This is a genomic window from Variovorax sp. W1I1 (genome assembly GCF_030815625.1).
Classification (GTDB): Bacteria; Pseudomonadota; Gammaproteobacteria; order Burkholderiales; family Burkholderiaceae_C; genus Variovorax; species Variovorax paradoxus_C.
Genome location: NZ_JAUSWZ010000001.1, coordinates 2238390 through 2256505, shown reverse-complemented (window position 1 = coordinate 2256505; position 18116 = coordinate 2238390). Strand labels below are relative to the sequence as shown.

The window sequence follows — 18116 nt, the reverse complement described above, 5'->3', positions numbered from 1 at the left end:
CGACCGATCGGGGCACCATTCACTCCGCGAAGATGACCCGCGTGCTGCGCATTCTCTGGACGATCCCGCTCGCGTTGATGCTCTACGCGCTGCTGCTGTTCCTCGGCCTCATCTCGCTGGGCTGGAACTTCGTCGCGATGCTGCTCTACCCGGTGATGCCGGTCGCGCCCGCGCGCACGCTGGGGCGCATGACGATCGCCTTTGCCTACCGCATGTTCTGGTGGCTCGCTTCCGTCACCGGCATGATGCGCATCGACGCGGCCTGCCTCGACCCGATGCGCAACGAGCCCGGCGTGATCTTCGTGGCCAACCATCCGACGATGCTCGATGCGCTCCTGCTGGTGGCGCGCCTGCCGCGCAGCGCCTGCATCATGAAGGCGGACCTGCTGCGCAATATCTTTCTCGGCGCGGGTGCGCGGCTCGCGCGCTATATCAGCAACGAATCGGCGCGCATGATGGTGCGGCTGGCGGTGGACGACCTGCGCAATGGCGGCCAGTTGGTGATCTTTCCCGAGGGCACGCGCACGGTGACGCCGCCGCTCAACGCGTTTCGCCCCGGCGTGACGCTCATCGCCAAGCTCGCGCAGGCGCCGATCCAGACGGTGTTCATCGACACCGATTCGCCTTATCTGAGCAAGGGCTGGCCGCTGTGGCGCGTGCCGCCACTGCCGATCGTCTTCACCCTGCGGCTGGGCCAGCGCTTTTCGCCGACGTCCGACAGCGACATCCTGCAGGCCGATCTCGAACAATACTTCCGCCAAAACATGGAGCAGCGCGCCACCGACGCGTCCCCCGAATGCCAGACGCCTCGCGCACCCACCTTGTCCTGATCCCCAGCTACAACGCGGGCGAACGCCTGTTCTCGACGGTCGAGGGCGCGCGGGCGCAGTGGAACCCGGTGTGGGTGGTCGTCGACGGCAGCGACGACGGCACCGGCGAGCGCCTGCAGAAACTGGCGGCCAGTGATCCGGGCCTGCGCGTATGGGTGCTGCCGCAGAACCAGGGCAAGGGCGCGGCCGTGCTGCATGGGTTGCGCATGGCGAAGGACGCCGGCTTCACGCACGCGCTGACGATGGATTCCGATGGGCAGCATCCGGCGGACCTCATCCCCTCGTTCATGCAGGCCTCGCTCGCCCGGCCCGAGACGATGGTGCTCGGCCGGCCCGTGTTCGATGCCAGCGCGCCATTGCTGCGGGTGCGCGGGCGTCGCGTGTCGAACGGATGGACGCAGCTGGAGACGCTGTTCGCTGGCATCGGTGATTCGCTCTACGGTTTTCGCGTGTACCCGGTCGCCGACCTGATCGCGGTGATGGCGCGTCAACCGTGGATGCGGCGCTTCGACTTCGATACCGAAGCTGTCGTGCGCCTCGCCTGGCGCGGGGTCAAGCCCGTCAACATCGATGCGCCGGTGAAGTACCTGACGGCCGAGGAAGGCGGGGTTTCGCACTTCCGGTACGGGCGCGACAACGTGCTGCTGACGTGGATGCACACGCGGTTGATGGTCGAGTTTGTTTTGCGGCTGCCCGGGCTGATTTTTCGCAAGCTGCGCGGCGTGCCGCCCTTTCAGAAGTAGCGCTTCTTGTGGGAGCGCGCCCGGGACACGGTGCGGTGCGGTGCGGTCGGCCCCACTGTGCCGGCCCTTCGGGCTCCCCTGCGGTGCTCGCGCTTCGCGGGGTCTCGCAGAACTCGCCTGCGGCTCAAACAGCTGCGAGCCCTGATCCGCGAAACGCTGCGCTCCTCGGCGGCACAGAGGGGCCGGCCACACCGCCCCGTATCCCGAGCGCCTGTCGTGGCGTGAAGGTCGGTGCCCTTCCCGCTATCTATTCGGCGCCGCGCCGCCCAGTGCCTTGTAGAGCGTCATCGTCGCGTTGAGTTGGTTCAACCGGTTGAGGGCCAGCGAGATCTCGGCCGAGCGGCGCCGGTCCTTGGCGTCGAGCACGGGTTGCAACGCGGTGGCACCTGCGCGGTAGCGGACTTCGGACAGCGTCTCGGCGCGCTGCGCCTGCTGCAGCGCCACGACCAGCTTTTCGCTCTCGTCGCGCAACTGCGTTCGCGACGACAAGGTGTTCTCCACCTCGGACAACGCCGTGTAGAGCGACTGGCGGAAGCCGAGCACGGCTTCTTCGTACTGCGTCTGCGAGACGCCCACTGCCAGCCGCGCGGTATTCCATTGCAGAAAAGGCAGCGCCAGCCCGGCGCCGAGCGTGGCGACTGGATTCTTCAACAGCTCGCCCAGCGCAGTGCTCGATGTGCCGAGCGAACCGGTCAGGCTCAGCGCCGGATAGAAACTGGTCCGCGTCGCATCGACATTCGCCAGCGATCCGCGCAGACGCTGTTCGGCAGCGCGGAGATCGGGCCGACGACTAAGCAGGCTTGCGGGCAGCCCGGCATCGATCGTGGGCAACGCGATGTTCGGCCGTTGCGAGGGCTCCTGCGCCGCGGTTTCCGGTGGGCGGTCGAACAGGATCGCGAGCGCATTGCGCGCCTCGACGCGCTGTTGAAGCAGTTGCGTGTGCGCCGCTTCCTGGCTCGCCAAGTTCTGGCCAGCCTGCGCGACGTCGAGCCCCGACACCGCCCCCGCGGCGTACTTGGCGCGCACCAACGCAAGGATGCGGCGTGCGTCTTCCATACCCGCTTCGCTCAACACGATCCGCTGGTTCAGATAACCCACTTGCCAATAGAGCCCTGCAGTAGTGCCCACCAGCGAAAGCGCGGTGGCCTGCCGGTCCGACTCGGTGGCTTTCAGCTCCCAGTCCGCCGCACTGCGCTGCGCCGCCAGCCGGCCCCACAGGTCGAGCTCGTAGCTCAGCGTCACCAGCGATGTCGAACTCGACCCGGCCACGCCGCCGCGCTTCAGGTCGTAGCTGCGGCCGGTGCTGGCCTGCCCCACCACGCTGGGCGTGAGATTGGTATTCGCCAGCCCCGCCTGCAACTGCGCGCGCTGCACGCGAATGCCGGCGGCGGCGAGGTTGTTGTTGGTGCGCAATGCGTCGTCGAGCAACGCATCGAGCTGCGGATCGTTGAACGCACGCCACCAGCGCGCCGGAAATGCCGCGGCCGCGCTCGGCGTGCCGGGCTGCGGCTGCTGCCACGCCCCCGGCACTTCGAGTGGCCGCTGCGCGCGCTGCTCCGGCTGGAACAGCGTGCAGCCGCCCAGCGCCATCGCCACGGCGAGCGAACCCAGGACAAGCCGCGCGCTACTCACGGGCCAACGCCTCGATCGGGTCGAGCCGCGCCGCATTGCGCGCCGGCAGGTAGCCGAACAGCACGCCGATCAGCGACGCACAAAGAAATGCCGCCACCACGGCGCCCATCGAAAAGATCATTTGCCATTGCGTCACGAACAACGAAAACAGAAAGCTGATGCCGTACGACAGCACCACGCCGATGAAACCGCCCACGAGGCACACGAGCACCGCCTCGGTCAGGAACTGCTGCAGCACATCGCTCTGCCGCGCGCCGACGGCCATGCGGATGCCGATCTCGCGGGTGCGCTCGGTCACCGACACCAACATGATGTTCATCACCCCGATGCCGCCCACCACGAGCGAGATCACCGCGATCAGCGAGAGCAGCAGCGTGAGCGACTGGCTCGTGCGCTCGGCGGTCTTCACGATGCTGTCCATGTTGAAGGTGAAGAAATCCTTGCTGCCATGACGCATCGTGAGCAGCCGCACGATGCTGTCCTCGGCCGCCTTGGTCGGCTGGTCGTCGCGGATGCGCACGGTGATGCCGTCGAAGTGCTGCTGCCCGAAGAGGCGGCTCGCGCCGGTGCTGTAGGGCAGCCAGATGTTGAGCGACTTGTTCTCGCCGAACATGCTCTTCTTCTCCTGCGAGACGCCGATCACGGTGCACGGCAGGTTGCCGACCAGGATGACCTTGCCGACCGGCTCGGTGCCATCGGGAAAGAGCTTGCGCCGCGTGTTCTGGTCGATCACCACCACCTGCGACTGATGGCGCACGTCCTCGGCGGTGAAGGCGGTGCCGCTCGCCATCTGGATGTCGCGCACGCGGAAGAACGCGTCGCTCACGCCGTTCACGTTGCCGTTGACGTCGGCGCTGCGGTAGCGCAGTCGCAGGCCGCGCATGGTGGTGGGCGTCACGCTGTGCACATAGGGCTGCGCGGCGATGGCCTGCAGATCGGGCGGCGTCAGCGTGCGGATGCTCGCGGCCTTGTCGTCGCCGAAGTCGCGGCCCGGGTACACATCGAGCGTGTTGGTGCCGATGGCGCGGATGTCCGAGAGCACGAAGCGCTTGGCGCCCTCCCCGATGGCCACGATCGACACCACCGAGGTAATGCCGATGACGATGCCCAGCATGGTGAGCGCCGTGCGCATGCGGTGCGCCATCATCGACCGCCATGCCATGCGGAAGGCTTCGGCGAAGCGGGCCCAGCCGGTGCTGAAGCGCGCGATGCCGAGGTTGGGCCTCGTCATCGCGGGCGGCGTCGATGCATCGGCGCCGACCGTCTGCGCAGGCGCCGCGACGGTCGGCACATTGGGCCGGTCGCCCACGATCACGCCGTCGGCGATCTCGATGATGCGTTCGGTGCAGCTCGCCACCTGCATGTCGTGCGTCACGATGATGATCGTGTGCCCCTGCGCATGAAGCTCCCGCAGGATGCCGATGACCTCCTGGCCGCTCTTGCTGTCGAGCGCGCCGGTCGGCTCGTCGGCCAGGATGACCTGCCCGCCGTTCATCAGCGCGCGCGCAATGCTCACCCGCTGTTGCTGGCCACCCGAGAGCTGGCTCGGCCGATGCTCGGTGCGGTCTTCGAGGCCCAGGCGCGCGAGCAGTTGCCGCGCCCGCGCATCGCGCGCGACCCCGTCGGTGCCGGCATAGACGGCGGGCACCTCGACATTGCCAGTGGCCGTCAGGTGCTGCATCAGGTGGTAGCGCTGGAAGATGAAGCCGAAGTGCTCGCGCCGCAGCTGGGCGAGCGCATCACTGTCGAGCGTGCCCACGTCCTGCCCCGAGACGGTGTAGGTGCCGCTGCTCGGCCGGTCGAGGCAACCGAGGATGTTCATCAGCGTCGACTTGCCCGAACCCGAGGCGCCGACGATGGCCAGCATTTCGCCATTGCCGATGTCCAGATCGACGTCTTTGAGCACCTGCACTTCCTCGTCGCCCGAAGGAAAGCTGCGGCCGATGCCGCGCAGCTTCAGCAGCGGCTCGGTCACTGGCGCTTTCCTCTGTTGTTGCCGCCGCCTTCGTTGCCGCTGCTCGTCGGGTCGAGTGCGGAGGCATCGCCCGTGATGACGACGTCGCCCTCCTTCAGCCCTTCGAGCACCTGCGCCTGGAAGTTGTTGCTGATGCCCACGCGCACCTGGCGCTTTTCCACGGTGTGGTCGGGTTTGAGCACGCGCACTTCCTGGCGGCCGTCCTTGTCGCGCGCGCCGAGCGCGGTGAGCGGCACCGTGAGCGCCTGTTTCGCTTCGCCGAGCAGGATGGTCACTTGCGCCGTCATGTCGACGCGCAAGGTGCGGTCGGGGTTCGGCACGTCGAACAGCGCATTGAAGAACACCGCGTTGTTGATCTTCTCGGGCGACGGCTGCACCGCGCGCAGCGTGCCGTGATAGCGCTTGTCGGGATCGCCGAGGATGGTGAAGTACACCGGCAGCCCCGCCTTCACCCGCACCACGTCGGCTTCGGACACCTGCGCCTTCACCGTCATGGTCGAGAGGTCGGCCAGCTTCATCAGCGTGGGCACCTGGAAGGCGGCCACCACGGTCTGGCCTTCGAGCGTGCTGATGGAGACCACGTCGCCATCGATGGGCGCAACGATGCGCGTGTACGAAAGATTGGTCTGCGCCGAGGCCATGGCCAGCTTCTGCTGGCGGATCTGCGCTTCCAGCGAAACGCCGTCGGCACGCAATGCGCGCAACTCGGCGTCGGCGCTTTCCATGTCCTGGCGCGGCGCGGCGTCTTGCGCCAGCATTTCGCGCTGGCGGGCCCAGGTGAGCTCGGCCTGCTTGATGCGCACTTCCTTCGCGAGCTTCTGGGCCTGCAGGTTCTCCAGCTTGGCCTGCTCCTGCGCCAGCGTGTTCTGCGAGATGACCGGATCGATCTCGGCGAGCCAGTCGCCCTTCTTCACCGTCTGCCCCAGCACCACCTTGAGCGACTTGAGCTGGCCGCTGACCTGCGCGCCCACCTCCACCTGCCGGAGCGCCTGCAGCACGCCGGTGGCAAGCACCGCGTTCTCGAGGTCGGTGCGCTGCACGGTGGCGGTGAGGTATTCGGTTTTCTTGGCCGGACTCAGCCAGAAGAAGGCGACGGCGGCCAGGACGACGAGCGCTGCAATGCCGAGAAGGACTTTGCGCGATCGCCGCGGGGGAGTGTTGGGCATGCAATGAGGCGGGAGTGGAACAGGCTGCGGGACAGGAGCGAATCGATCCTAGCCCCGCTTTCTGAAGGCCGGTTAAAGGGGGAGTTCCCCGAAAGGCCACTTCGTGCCCTTGTTGCCGCTGGAACCACCATGAAAAACGGCGTGGCTCCCCGCCTCTTTCAGGGCAGCGAGCCACGCCTTTTCGGATGCGAAGAAAGAACTCAGCGCGCGGTGCGGCGGCGCAGGAGCAGCGTGATCAGCAGCAGCGAGAGCACCACGAACGCGACGAACGACCAGTTCGCCAGCGTCATGCCGAAGAGCGACCAATCGACCTTGGAGCAGTCGCCGCCGCCGCGGAAGATCAACGGCAGCGCGCGCTTGAGCGGGAAGGTCTCGATCATTCCGTAGAGGTCGCGCCCGCAGGACACGACTTCGGGCGGATACCACTGCAGCCAGCTCTGCGCAGCCGCCGTGTAGGCGCCGCCCACCGCGGACACCAGTGCCAACACCCCGCCGGTCACCTGCAGCGGGCGGCTGCGGAAGATGGCGGCCAGCCCGGTGAAGAGGGCCACCAGCACCAGCGCATACCGCTGCACGATGCACATCGGGCAAGGTTCGAGCCCCACCACGTGCTGCAGGTAGAGCCCGAAAGCCAGCATGAGGACACAGGCCAGGCAGATCAGCCCGAGCGCGCGGCGCGGCGCGCCGAAGTACCAATCGATCAAGGAGACACCCAATCTTCTTCTACGAACACCCTGGCCTTGCGCGGATTGGCGACGACGGTGTCGCCCTCCTTCAAGCCCAGGTCGCGGAACTGTTGCGCAGGGAGTTGCGCCTCGATGATGGTTCCGGAGCCCGGATTATCTGGATTCGATTCGGTGGGCTCAAGTTCCAGCCGCGCGATCGGGCCGACCACGATCGCACGCGACAGCGTGGCAACGATGCCGGTAGCGCCCGACACGTACCGTGTCACATCTAGGTCATGCGGCCGCACGTAGGCCATGGCCTTGGCATCGCGCGCGCCGCTGTGCTCGGGCGAATCCAGGCGCATGCCGTCGAGCTGCACCTGGCCGTTGTCGGCACGGCCATGGAACAGGTTCACGTCGCCGAGGAACCCGTAGACGAAAGGACTCGCGGGCTTGTCCCACACGTCCTGCGGCGAGCCGACCTGCTCGATCTGCCCCTTGTTGATGACCACCACGCGGTCGGCCACCTCGAGCGCCTCTTCCTGGTCGTGCGTGACGAAGATCGAGGTGACGTGCAGTTCGTCGTGCAGGCGGCGCAGCCACCGGCGCAGTTCCTTGCGCACCTTGGCGTCGAGCGCGCCGAAGGGTTCGTCGAGCAGCAGCACCTTGGGCTCCACAGCGAGCGCACGGGCGAGCGCGATGCGCTGGCGCTGGCCGCCCGAGAGCTGCGACGGGTAGCGGTCGGCCAGCCAGTCGAGCTGCACCAGCTTGAGCAGGTCGGTCACCTTGGCCTTGATCTGCGCCTCGCTCGGACGCTCCTTGCGTGGCTTCACGCGCAGGCCGAAGGCGACGTTCTCGAACACGGTCATATGGCGGAACAGCGCGTAGTGCTGGAACACGAAGCCGACCTGGCGCTCGCGCACATGCACATCGGTCGTGTCTTCGCCCGAGAAATGGATGCTGCCGGTGTCGGCCGTTTCCAGCCCCGCGATGATGCGCAGCAGCGTGGTCTTGCCGCAGCCCGAAGGGCCGAGCAGCGCGACGAGCTCGCCCGACTCCACGTCGAGGTTCACGTTGCGCAGCGCGCGGAAGTCGCCGAACTGCTTGCTGATGTTGCGGATTTCGATGCTCATGATTTCTTCTCTCTCTCAGGCCGCCGTCGTTTCGGGCGGGCGCTCGGGGGGCAGTTCTGCAATAGCCTTCATCTCGCGCTCATGGCGCCACTCGATCACCGACTTGATCACCAGCGTGACCAGCGCCAGGATCGCCAGCAGCGACGCCACCGCGAACGCGGCCACCGACTGGTATTCGTTGTAGAGCACTTCCACATGCAGCGGCATGGTGTTGGTCTGGCCGCGGATGTGGCCGGACACCACCGACACCGCGCCGAATTCGCCCATGGCGCGCGCGTTGCAGAGGATCACGCCGTACAGGAGGCCCCACTTGATGTTGGGCAGCGTCACGCGCCAGAAGGTCTGCCAGCCGGTCGCACCGAGCACGATGGCGGCCTGCTCCTCGTCGGTGCCCTGCGCCTGCATCAGCGGAATCAGCTCGCGCGCGATGAACGGGAAGGTCACGAACACGGTGGCCAGCACGATGCCGGGCACGGCGAAGATGATCTTGATGTCGTGCTCGGCAAGCCACGGGCCGAACCAGCCCTGCGCGCCGAACACCAGCACGTAGATCAGGCCAGCGACCACTGGAGACACCGCGAACGGCAGGTCGATCAGCGTGGTGAGAAAGGCCTTGCCGCGGAACTCGAACTTGGCGATGGCCCAGGCTGCGGCCACGCCGAACACGAGGTTCAACGGCACCGTGATGGCGGCCGTGATCAGCGTGAGGCGGATGGCGCTCCAGGCGTCGGGTTCCTTCAGCGCTTCGAGGTAGGCCGAAACGCCCTTGCGCAGCGCCTCGGTCGCCACGGCTGCGAGCGGCAGCACGAGGAACAGGAACATGAACGCGAGCGCAATGCCGATCAGCGTCCAGCGGACCCACGCGGCTTCGGTGGTGCCGGCCTGCGCGCGGCGGATGATTTTGGAAGGTGCGCTCATGTCAGCCCCCTGCCCTGCGACGTTGCCAAGCTTGCAGGCCATTGATGACCAGCAGCAGCAGGAAGGAAATGACCAGCATCACCAGCGCGACGGCGGTGGCGCCCGCGTAGTCGTACTGCTCCAGCTTGCCGATGATGATGAGCGGCGTGATCTCCGAGATCATCGGCATGTTGCCGGCGATGAAGATCACCGAGCCGTATTCGCCGATGGCGCGTGCGAAGGCCATGGCAAAGCCGGTGAGCAATGCGGGGCCGATGGAAGGCAGGATCACCTTGGTGAAGGTCTGCAGACGCGTCGCGCCCAGCGAGGTGGCGGCTTCTTCGAGTTCTTTCTCGGCGTCTTCGAGCACCGGCTGCACCGTGCGCACCACGAACGGCAGCCCGATGAAGATCAGCGCGATCACGATGCCCGCCGGCGTGAAGGCCAGCTTGATGCCGTGCGGCTCGAGCAGTTGCCCGATCCAGCCATTGCCCGCGAGCAGTGCGGTGAGCGAAATGCCGGCCACGGCCGTGGGCAGTGCGAACGGCAGGTCGACCAGCGCATCGACGATGCGCTTGCCCGGAAACTTGTAGCGCACCAGCACCCAGGCCACCAGCAGGCCGAACACCGCATTCACGATGGCCGCAAGCAGCGAGGCGCCGAAGGTCAGGCGGTAGGACGCCAACACGCGCGGTGCGGTCACGGCCACCCAGAACTGCTCCCAGGTCAGCGTGAAGGTCTTGAAGACCAGCGCCGACAGCGGGATCAGCACGATCAGGCTCAGGTACAGAACCGAGAAGCCGAGCGTGATGTGGAAACCGGGCAGCACGCGCTTGGCGCCTCCTGCCCGGTTGGCACGCGAAAGCGGCGCTCCCGTGGACGGGAGCGCCGAAGAAACTGCGCCGCTCATTTACTTTGCGCCAGGCGTGTAGAGCTTGTCGAACTGGCCGCCGTCGTTGAAGTGCACCTTCTGCGCTTCGGTCAGGCTGCCGAACAGTTCCTGCACGGTGAAGAGCTGCAGCGGCTTGAAGGTCGCGGCGTGCTTCTTGAGCACAGCTTGCGAGCGCGGACGCAGCGCGTGCTTGGCGGCGATCTCCTGCGCTTCTTCGGAATAGAGCCAGTCAAGGTAGGCCTTGGCGAGTTCGCCGGTGCCCTTCTTGTTGACCGTGCGCTCGACCACCGCAACCGGGTTCTCGGCCACGATGCTGATCGACGGGTACACCGAGTCGACCTTGCCGGTGCCGAATTCGCGATCGATGGAGACCACTTCCGATTCGAAGGTGATCAGCGCGTCGCCGATGTTGCGTTGCAGGAAGGCGGTGGTGGCATCGCGGCCGCCGCGTGCCAGCACCGGGGTGTTCTTGAAGAGCTTGCCCACGAACTCGGCGGCCTGTGCATCGGTGCCGCCCTTCTTCTTGATGTAGCCCCATGCGGCGAGGTAGGCGTAGCGCCCGTTGCCGCCGGTCTTGGGGTTGACGATCACAACCTGGATGCCGGGCTTGACTAGGTCGTCCCAGTCCTTGATGCCCTTGGGGTTGCCGTTGCGCACGAGGAACAGCATGGTCGATGTGGTCGGCGATGCGTTCTCGGGGAATTTCTTGTTCCAGTCCTTGGCGACCACGCCGGCGTTGGCGAGGAAGTCGATGTCGGTCGAGGTGTTCATGGTCACCACGTCGGCATCGAGGCCGTCGGCCACAGAGCGCGCCTGCGCGCTGGAGCCGCCGTGCGACTGGTCGACCTTCACGTCCTTGCCGGTGGCCTTCTTGTAGTGCGCCACGAACGCTGCGTTGTAGTCCTTGTAGAACTCGCGGGCCACGTCATACGAGGCGTTCAGCAGCGTCGTGCCTTGGGCGAAGGCGCTGCTGCCGGCGAGTGCGGAGGACGCCAGCGCGAGCACGGCGACGAAGGTCTTGATTCTGGAAGTCATGTGATTGCCAAGGTTTCTGAAAAATCACGGCCCGCCGACCAGGCGGCGGGCTCGTCGGTCAAGGATTGGAGCAAGGCCAGGCCGAGCGGCCAGTCTCCGTGCCCCGAATCGATGTTGATGTGGCCCGCATTCTGCATGCGCACGAATTCGCTGCCCCAGGCCCGCGAATATGCACCTGCCAGCCGGATCGGGCAGTAGGGGTCGTTGCTGCTGGCCACCACGATGCTGCGGTACGGCAGCGTCGCGTAGGGCACGGGCGCGAAGTCGGAGAGCACCGCGCGGCGCTCGGGGTCGGCGGGGGCCACCAGCAGCGCGCCCTGGATGCGGGCGGCGGCCTCGGGCGGCAGGTGCGCCGTGGCGATGCAGCCCAGGCTGTGCGCCGCGATCACCACCGGGCCGGGCGTCTCGAGCACCAGCTTGGCAAGCGCCGGCACCCAGGCATCGCGCTTGGGCGAGGCCCAGTCGTCCTGCACCACCCGCGCGGCGCCCGGGATGCGCTCTTCCCAAAGGCTCTGCCAGTGGCCGGGACCGGAATCCCTCCAGCCGGGGACGATGACGACGCGCGTCTGCATCTGCGAATGCCGCCTGTGCCGCTTACTTGTTGGGCTGCGGCGTGATGCGCAGGTAAGGCTTGACGGCCTTGAAGCCCTTGGGAAAGCGCTCGGCCAGCTCGGCCGGGTCCTGGATGCTGGGGACGATGACCACATCGTCGCCGTCCTTCCAGTTCACCGGGGTCGCCACCTTGTGGCTGTCGGTGAGCTGCAGCGAGTCGATCACGCGCAGGATCTCGTCGAAGTTGCGGCCGGTCGATGCCGGGTAGGTGATGGTGGTGCGGATCACCTTCTTCGGATCGATGATGAACACGCTGCGAACGGTGGCCGTGGCCGAGGCGTTCGGGTGGATCAGGTCGTACAGGTCGGCCACCTTGCGGTCGGCGTCCGCAATGATCGGGAAGTTGACCGTGGTGTTCTGCGTTTCGTTGATGTCGCCGATCCATTCCTTGTGCTTGGTGGCCGGATCGACGCTCAGCGCGATAGGCTTGACGCCGCGCTTGGCGAATTCGCCCGACAGCGCCGCGGTCTTGCCCAGTTCGGTGGTGCAGACGGGCGTGAAATCGGCCGGATGCGAGAAGAACACAACCCAAGAATCGCCGGCCCACTGATAGAAATCGAGGGGGCCTTCGCTGGAGTCCTGGATGAAATTAGGGGCGGTGTCGCCGAGTCGCAGAGTAGCCATGGTCGCTCCTGGATGGATGGGAGCCCTGGATTGTGCGAAGCCCGGCAAGGATGACAAACGAATATCTACTTGTTTGGTTATGTCGGTTTCCGCATATCGGGGTGGGAATTGCAGGGCTCCCCGTCCGGCCTGAGCAAAGGCGCACCCTCGATGCCCTGCAGGTGCTCGAACAGGAAATCGATCAGCCGCCGCACCGCCGGCACCAGCGCGCGCCGCGGCGGGAACACCATGTGCGCGATGGCCTCCTCCGGCCCCCAGTCGCACAGCACTTTTTCCAGCCGGCCCGCCTCGACGTCGGCCGCGCACATGTAGCCCGGCAGCATCGTGGCGCCGATGCCAGCGATCGCGGCGATCTGCAGCGTCGCGATGTCGTCCGCCACGTAGCGCGGCGTGTGGGTGTGGACATAGGTCTTGCCTTTGGGGCCTGCCAGCCGCCATTCGGCGCGGCCCTCGCCGTTGACCGACATCGCCATGGTGTCCAGCCGCGCGAGATCGGCTGGCGTGTCCACCGGCCCCTGCCGCCGCATCAGCGCCGGGCTGGCCACCAGCACCCCGCGGCCGGTGCCCAGGATCTTGGCCACCAGCGTGGCGCTTTCCTCGACCACGGGCCGCACGCGCAACGCGATGTCGAAGCCCTCCTCGATCAGGTCCACCGGGCGGTTGATGACCCGCACATCGACCCGTACCGCCGGGTAGCGCTCCATGAAGAGCGGCAGCAGCTGGGCCACCCCGCTGTACGCCATCGTGATCGGCACGCTCAGCCGCACCAGCCCGCTCGGCTCGTTCTGCACCTGCGCCACCGATTCGGCCGCGGCCTGCGCCGCATCGCGCATGGCGGCGGCATGCCGCAGGTAGATCTCGCCGGCCGGCGTGAGCGACAGGCGCCGGGTGCTGCGTTGCATCAGCTGCACGCCCAGGCGCTCCTCCAGTTCCGCCACGCGGCGCGACAGGCGCGACTTGGGAATGCCGAGCGCCCGGCTGGCCGCGGCAAACCCGCCCCGCTCGGCCACTTCGGCGAAGAAAACCATGTCATTGAGGTCTTGCATGGCAGCAATTGTCCTGCAATCAGGACGATCTATACAAATTTTGGCTACTTATCAATCAATCGACTCAAAAATAGAATTCTCCCAACGCCGGCCACTTTGAGCGCCGACACCATCCACTCGAAAGTGATTGATATGAAGCTGCTCCATGTTGACTCCAGCATCCTCGGTGCCTACTCGACCTCCCGCCTGCTGACGGCGGAAACCGTCGCCGCCTGGAAGGCCGCGCACCCCGACACCACCGTCGAATACCTCGACCTCGCCGTCGACGCCCCGGGCCACTTCACCGCCGACGCCCTGGCCATCAAGACCGGCCCGCAGGCCGAGCCGACCGAAGCTCAGCAGCGCGAGAACGCGCTGTCCGAAAAGCTGGTGAGCCAGTTCCTGGCCTCGGACGTGGTCGTCATCGGCGCCCCGCTCTACAACTTCTCGATTCCGACCCAGCTCAAGGCCTGGATCGACCGCCTCGGCCAGGTCGGCCGCACCTTCAAGTACACCGAGACCGGCCCCGTGGGCCTCGCCGGCGGCAAGACCGTGATCGTGGCTTCCAGCCGCGGCGGCATCTACTCGACCAGCGACTGGGGCCAGGGCGCCGAACACCAGGAGAGCTACCTCAAGGTGGTCTTCGGCTTCTTCGGCATCACCGACGTGCGCATCGTGCGTGCCGAGGGCGTGGCGATGGGCGACGAGCCGAAGGCTGCCGCGCTGACGTCGGCGCGTTCGGACATCCTGGTGGCGACGGCGGAAGCCGCGAACCAGAAGGATGTGGCCCAGGTGGCCTGAGCCAAGCCTCGGCTCCAAAAGACGAAAGCCGCCCTCGGGCGGCTTTTTTCATGGGCGCCTGCCGGCGCCCGATTCAATGAGTTCGTCGTCGATCAGACAGCCGAATGGCTCTTGACCCACGCCACATACTTGTCCATCCACCCCTGCAGGAACTTCTTCGAGCCTTCGTTGCCGATGTGGCCCTTGTCGTCGAACAGGTCGTCCTTAGTCTGCAGGAACACTTCGGGCGAGCCCAGCGTCGGCACGTCGAGGTACGCCAGGATGTTGCGCAGGTGTTGCTGTGCCAGCGCGGTGCCGATGGCGCCCACCGAGATGCCGACCACGCCGGCCGGCTTGCCGCCCCAGACGCTCTGGCCGTAGGGGCGCGAGGCGTGGTCGATGGCGTTCTTCAGCACGCCGGGGATCGAGCGGTTGTATTCGGGCGTCACGAACAAGAGGCCTTGCGCGGCCGCGATCTCGCTCTTCAGGCGCTTCACGGCGGGCGCCTGGTTGCCGTCGTCGTCCTGGTTGTAGAGCGGCAGGTCGTCGATGCGCAGGTGTTCGAAGGTGAAGTCCGAGGGCGCGAGGTGGGCCAGCGCGAGCGCGAGCTTCTGGTTGAACGAATCCTTGCGAAGGCTGCCGACAACGACGGCGATCCGGGTCTGTGCCATGGGTAAAACTCCTTGGTGTGAATGAGAGATCTGGAGGGAAGGTCCGAAGGACGAAAGCGATTATGCGAATCGCCCATGACCTTTTCTGGAAAAGCTCTTGTGCCGTGCCGCACCCTGAAAGATGCTGGTGGCCACGACCCAGCAAGCATTCGGCCGGCCTGGGCGAAGCGATCGCCGACCAGGTGCTCGGCCGCGCCATGTCCCACGGCCTCGACCTGCGCCCCTTTGCCCGCCAGCGCCTGCTGAAGGAGAAGGAAACTGCCTAGAGCGGCCCGGCTCGAACGCGGGCATCATCGTTCCAGATCCTTTTTTTGATTTCTGGAGCGATGCGCGATGAGATTCCTGGTGGTGGGTGCCGGTGCACTCGGTGGTTATTTCGGCGGCCGTTTGCTCGAGGCCGGGTGCGATGTGACCTTTCTTCTTCGTCCGCGCCGCGCGGCCCAGCTCGCGAAGACCGGGCTCATGGTGCAGAGCCCTTTCGGCAACCTCGAACTTCCGGCACCGAAGCATGTGCTGGCCGAGAACATCGACGGCCCCTATGACGTGGTGGTCGTCGGCAGCAAGGCCTACGACCTTGCATCGACCATGGATTCGTTCGCGCCCGCGGTCGGCCCGAACACCGTGATCCTCCCGCTCCTCAATGGCATGAAACACATCGACCAACTGGTCGAACGCTTCGGCGACGAGCGCGTGCTCGGCGGCCTCTGCATGATCTCGGCCACGCTGGACGACGAAGGCCGCGTGCTCCATCTCAACGACATGCACGGCCTGAGCTACGGCGAGCGCGCCGGCGGACGCTCGGCGCGCGTCGATGCCATCGCGGCCCAGTTCGCAGGCGCGAAGTTCGACGCCACCGCGAGCGAAACCATCGCGCAGGACATGTGGGAGAAGTGGGTCTTCATCGCCTCCGCGGCCGGCCTCACGAGCCTGATGCGCGCCTCCATCGGCGACATCGTCGCGGCCGGCGGCCAGGACGTGGCGCTCTCGATCTTCGACGAGTGCTGCGCCATCGCCGCGCACAACGGCTTCGCCCCGCGCCCCGCCGCCATCCAGCGCGGCCGCGCGGTAGTAACGACGGCCGGCTCGCCGATGACGGCATCGATGTACAAGGACATGGTCCGCGGCGCGGCGGTCGAGGCCGACCACATCGTCGGCGACCTCCTCGGCCGTGCGCCCAGGAGCGATTCGCCCGTGCCCACGGTGCTGCGCACCGCGTACGTCCACCTCAAGGCCTACGAGGCCCGCCGCGCCCGCGAGGCCGGCTGATCCCGAACCCGCGATCCCACGCCCACCCGACTCACCCGACCATGGCCGACGCGCTCGCCTTCCTCCACACGGCAAAGTCGCATGTGCAGACCTTCGGACGCCTGGTCCACGAGATGGCGCCCGAACTGGAGGTGCGCCACCTCGTGATGGAAGAGCTTCTGGACGATGCCCGCGTCGTGGGGGTCGACAACGCGGCGCTGGTCAGACGCGTGCAGGAAGCCATGCGCGAAGCGGCGTCGGACGGCGCCGCGGTGGTCGTGTGCACCTGTTCGACCATCGGCGGCATCGCCGAGAAAACCGCCACCGGCGGCGCCTTCTCGGCCCTGCGCATCGACCGCGCCATGGCCGACCGCGCGGTGCGCACCGGCCCGCGCGTGCTGATCGTCGCGGCCGTCGAAAGCACGCTGGAGCCGACGACGGCGCTGATCCTCTCGGCGGCGACGCAGGCCGGCGTCGGCACACGGCCGAGCGCACTGCTCGTCGATGAGGCGTGGACGCACTTCCAGGCCGGCGATACCGGCCGCTATGTGGAGACGCTGGCAGCCGCGATCCGCGGGGCGGTCGGCAAGGCCGATGTCGTCGTGCTGGCGCAGGCTTCGATGGCGCCAGTGACGCCGCTCCTTGCCGACCTCGGCATCGATGTGCTCAGCAGCCCGGGGTTGGGCGTTGCGCATGCGGTGGCAACGCTGCGGGCGTCGGGCACTGCGTGGAATCTCAGTACCATTAATGCGCCGTGATGGCTTCGAGTATCTATTCATAAAAATATTCATATGACTTGAATACTTCAACGAGGAATAGGATAATTTATCTATTCACTTTGATATTCAATGCCTCTCCCCGCACCATCCCAGAACGCCGCCGCCGTGCTTGCGTTCGTCCGCGCACAGGGTGCGGTCACCAGCGCCGAGATACAGGCTCACCTCGGTGTCAGCCAGGCGACTGCCTCGCGAACCTTGGCACCGCTGATCCGCAGCGCGGAAATGCTCAAGGTGGGCGCCGCACGCTCCCAGATGTATGTGGTTCCGCGGCATGTCGAGCGCGTCGGCACCGAAGTGCCGGTCGTCAAGATCGATGCCGCGGGCAACGCCTTGCCATTCGGCCGCATCGTTCCCCTCCAGGGCGGCCGTTGCTGGATGGACGAGCAGGAGGGCCGCAGCGCGCTGCATGACGGCCTGCCCTGGTTCCTGTCCGACATGCGTCCCCAGGGTTTCATCGGCCGCGCATTCGCCCAGGGTCACCCCGAACTGGGATTGCCTGCGAACCCCGAGCACTGGAACGACGACGACGTACTTCAGGCCCTCACCCTGTGCGGTGAAGACCTGCCCGGCAACTTGGTCGTCAGAGCGGAATCGTTCCGTCGCTTTCACGCCATGGCAGCGCAACCTGCGCACGAAGTTTCCGTCGCCGATTACCCGTCCATGGCAGACAGCGCGATGCAAGGCACGCTGCCGGGGTCGTCAGCAGGCGGGGAGCAACCGAAGTTCTGCACGGTGCGCGATGGCAAGCAGGTCATCGTCAAGTTCTCGCCGGCCGGCGCATCGCCGGTCGACCGTCGTTCGCGCGATTTGCTCGTCTGCGAGCACCTGGCGCTGTCCGCACTCGCCGAGGCCGGCGTGGCCGCTGCTGCGACACGCCTTTTCATCGAGGGCGGCCGCGTGTTCCTGGAAGTCGAACGCTTCGACCGCTCGGCGCGAGGCCGCATCGGCATGGTGTCGCTGATGGCGTACGACTCCCAATACGTCGGCAAGATCGACAACTGGGCGGCTACCGCCAACCGGATGGCCTCGCGCGGCCTGTTGCTCGCCGACGATGCACAGCGCTTGCGGTTCCTCGAGGCCTTCGGCCGGCTCATCGGCAACACCGACCGCCACTACGGCAACATCTCGCTGCTCATCGAAGGCAGCGACTGGCGGCTCGCTCCAGCCTACGATGTGCTTCCTACGCTGTATGCGCCCACGAGCGGCGAATTACCGCCGCGCGAATTGGCGACCACAGGATTGCAGCCGACAGTCGAAACCCTGCAGGAGTGGCCCCGTGCTCGACAACTGGCAAGCTTGTTTTGGCAAACCGCTGCAACCGATGACCGCATCTCTGCGGCGTTCCGTACGCTCGCGCGGCAGAACGCACGGCTCATTGGTGAAATGTCGGGCGCCTGAATCGGCAAGCCGGC

At 66.5% G+C, this 18116-nt stretch carries 19 protein-coding genes; 7 read left to right on the top strand and 12 right to left on the bottom strand.

Translation table 11 applies throughout. The features are described from left to right. The first annotated feature begins 32 nt into the window (after nucleotides 1–32). Nucleotides 33–830 carry a 1-acyl-sn-glycerol-3-phosphate acyltransferase gene (locus QFZ83_RS10720; protein WP_307505933.1) on the top strand — a complete coding sequence of 266 codons (798 nt, stop codon included), beginning with the start codon at nucleotides 33–35 and terminating at the stop codon, nucleotides 828–830. Next, nucleotides 797–1573, top strand: a complete 777-nt coding sequence (locus tag QFZ83_RS10715; RefSeq protein WP_307505930.1) for a glycosyltransferase family 2 protein — start codon at nucleotides 797–799, stop codon at nucleotides 1571–1573. The genes QFZ83_RS10720 and QFZ83_RS10715 overlap by 34 nt, the downstream gene beginning before the upstream one ends. Before the next feature lie 243 nt (nucleotides 1574–1816). On the opposite strand, the gene QFZ83_RS10710 is transcribed toward QFZ83_RS10715, so the two are convergent. The 11 genes from QFZ83_RS10710 to QFZ83_RS10660 all read right to left on the bottom strand — a co-directional run bounded on the left by QFZ83_RS10710 (nucleotide 1817) and on the right by QFZ83_RS10660 (nucleotide 13250). Next, nucleotides 1817–3163: an efflux transporter outer membrane subunit gene (locus QFZ83_RS10710; protein WP_307512684.1), complete on the bottom strand. Its 1347-nt coding sequence runs from the start codon at nucleotides 3161–3163 to the stop codon at nucleotides 1817–1819. Nucleotides 3164–3197: 34 nt separating this feature from the next. After that, a complete protein-coding gene (gene macB, locus QFZ83_RS10705) occupies nucleotides 3198–5180 on the bottom strand; it encodes a macrolide ABC transporter ATP-binding protein/permease MacB (protein ID WP_307505927.1) in 1983 nt (660 codons plus the stop codon). Then, the gene (gene macA, locus QFZ83_RS10700) at nucleotides 5177–6346 is read right to left on the bottom strand and encodes a macrolide transporter subunit MacA (protein WP_307505924.1); all 1170 of its coding nucleotides are present in this window, start codon (nucleotides 6344–6346) and stop codon (nucleotides 5177–5179) included. The genes macB and macA overlap by 4 nt, the downstream gene beginning before the upstream one ends. Nucleotides 6347–6546: 200 nt before the next feature. Beyond that, the gene (locus tag QFZ83_RS10695) at nucleotides 6547–7050 is read right to left on the bottom strand and encodes a disulfide bond formation protein B (protein ID WP_307505921.1); all 504 of its coding nucleotides are present in this window, start codon (nucleotides 7048–7050) and stop codon (nucleotides 6547–6549) included. Continuing rightward, nucleotides 7047–8144: a sulfate/molybdate ABC transporter ATP-binding protein gene (locus tag QFZ83_RS10690; RefSeq protein WP_307505918.1), complete on the bottom strand. Its 1098-nt coding sequence runs from the start codon at nucleotides 8142–8144 to the stop codon at nucleotides 7047–7049. Before QFZ83_RS10690 ends, QFZ83_RS10695 begins: the two co-directional genes overlap by 4 nt. A gap of 15 nt (nucleotides 8145–8159) precedes the next feature. Next, nucleotides 8160–9062, bottom strand: a complete 903-nt coding sequence (cysW, locus tag QFZ83_RS10685) for a sulfate ABC transporter permease subunit CysW (protein ID WP_307505915.1) — start codon at nucleotides 9060–9062, stop codon at nucleotides 8160–8162. Between the two features lies 1 nt (nucleotide 9063). Then, nucleotides 9064–9951, bottom strand: coding sequence for a sulfate ABC transporter permease subunit CysT (gene cysT, locus QFZ83_RS10680; RefSeq protein ID WP_307505912.1), 888 nt, complete (start codon nucleotides 9949–9951; stop codon nucleotides 9064–9066). Next, complete coding sequence (locus tag QFZ83_RS10675) at nucleotides 9952–10968, bottom strand: sulfate ABC transporter substrate-binding protein (RefSeq protein ID WP_307505909.1); 1017 nt, start codon at nucleotides 10966–10968, stop codon at nucleotides 9952–9954. It abuts the gene before it with no gap. Beyond that, nucleotides 10965–11540 (bottom strand): alpha/beta hydrolase, encoded by a 576-nt coding sequence (locus QFZ83_RS10670; RefSeq protein ID WP_013541121.1) that lies wholly within the window; start codon nucleotides 11538–11540, stop codon nucleotides 10965–10967. Before QFZ83_RS10670 ends, QFZ83_RS10675 begins: the two co-directional genes overlap by 4 nt. Before the next feature lie 22 nt (nucleotides 11541–11562). Next, nucleotides 11563–12204 carry a peroxiredoxin gene (locus QFZ83_RS10665; RefSeq protein ID WP_307505904.1) on the bottom strand — a complete coding sequence of 214 codons (642 nt, stop codon included), beginning with the start codon at nucleotides 12202–12204 and terminating at the stop codon, nucleotides 11563–11565. Nucleotides 12205–12281: 77 nt separating this feature from the next. Continuing rightward, nucleotides 12282–13250, bottom strand: coding sequence for a LysR family transcriptional regulator (locus QFZ83_RS10660; protein WP_307505901.1), 969 nt, complete (start codon nucleotides 13248–13250; stop codon nucleotides 12282–12284). A gap of 132 nt (nucleotides 13251–13382) precedes the next feature. On the opposite strand from QFZ83_RS10660, the gene QFZ83_RS10655 reads away from it, so the two are divergent. Then, nucleotides 13383–14030 (top strand): FMN-dependent NADH-azoreductase, encoded by a 648-nt coding sequence (locus QFZ83_RS10655; RefSeq protein ID WP_307505899.1) that lies wholly within the window; start codon nucleotides 13383–13385, stop codon nucleotides 14028–14030. Between the two features lie 92 nt (nucleotides 14031–14122). Here QFZ83_RS10655 and QFZ83_RS10650 read toward each other — a convergent pair whose 3' ends face one another. Continuing rightward, nucleotides 14123–14680 (bottom strand): NADPH-dependent FMN reductase, encoded by a 558-nt coding sequence (locus tag QFZ83_RS10650; protein ID WP_013541117.1) that lies wholly within the window; start codon nucleotides 14678–14680, stop codon nucleotides 14123–14125. A gap of 62 nt (nucleotides 14681–14742) precedes the next feature. Between QFZ83_RS10650 and QFZ83_RS10645 the strand changes: the two genes are divergently transcribed. From QFZ83_RS10645 to yjjJ, 4 genes are all read left to right on the top strand, one after another. Further along, nucleotides 14743–14946, top strand: a complete 204-nt coding sequence (locus QFZ83_RS10645) for a hypothetical protein (protein ID WP_307505896.1) — start codon at nucleotides 14743–14745, stop codon at nucleotides 14944–14946. A 67-nt stretch (nucleotides 14947–15013) separates the two neighbouring features. Beyond that, nucleotides 15014–15946, top strand: coding sequence for a 2-dehydropantoate 2-reductase (panE, locus tag QFZ83_RS10640; RefSeq protein WP_307505893.1), 933 nt, complete (start codon nucleotides 15014–15016; stop codon nucleotides 15944–15946). Between the two features lie 41 nt (nucleotides 15947–15987). Beyond that, complete coding sequence (locus QFZ83_RS10635; RefSeq protein WP_307505890.1) at nucleotides 15988–16683, top strand: aspartate/glutamate racemase family protein; 696 nt, start codon at nucleotides 15988–15990, stop codon at nucleotides 16681–16683. Between the two features lie 90 nt (nucleotides 16684–16773). Then, entirely contained in the window at nucleotides 16774–18102 is a 1329-nt protein-coding gene (gene yjjJ / locus QFZ83_RS10630; protein WP_307505888.1) for a type II toxin-antitoxin system HipA family toxin YjjJ, read from the top strand. Nucleotides 18103–18116: the final 14 nt, after the last annotated feature.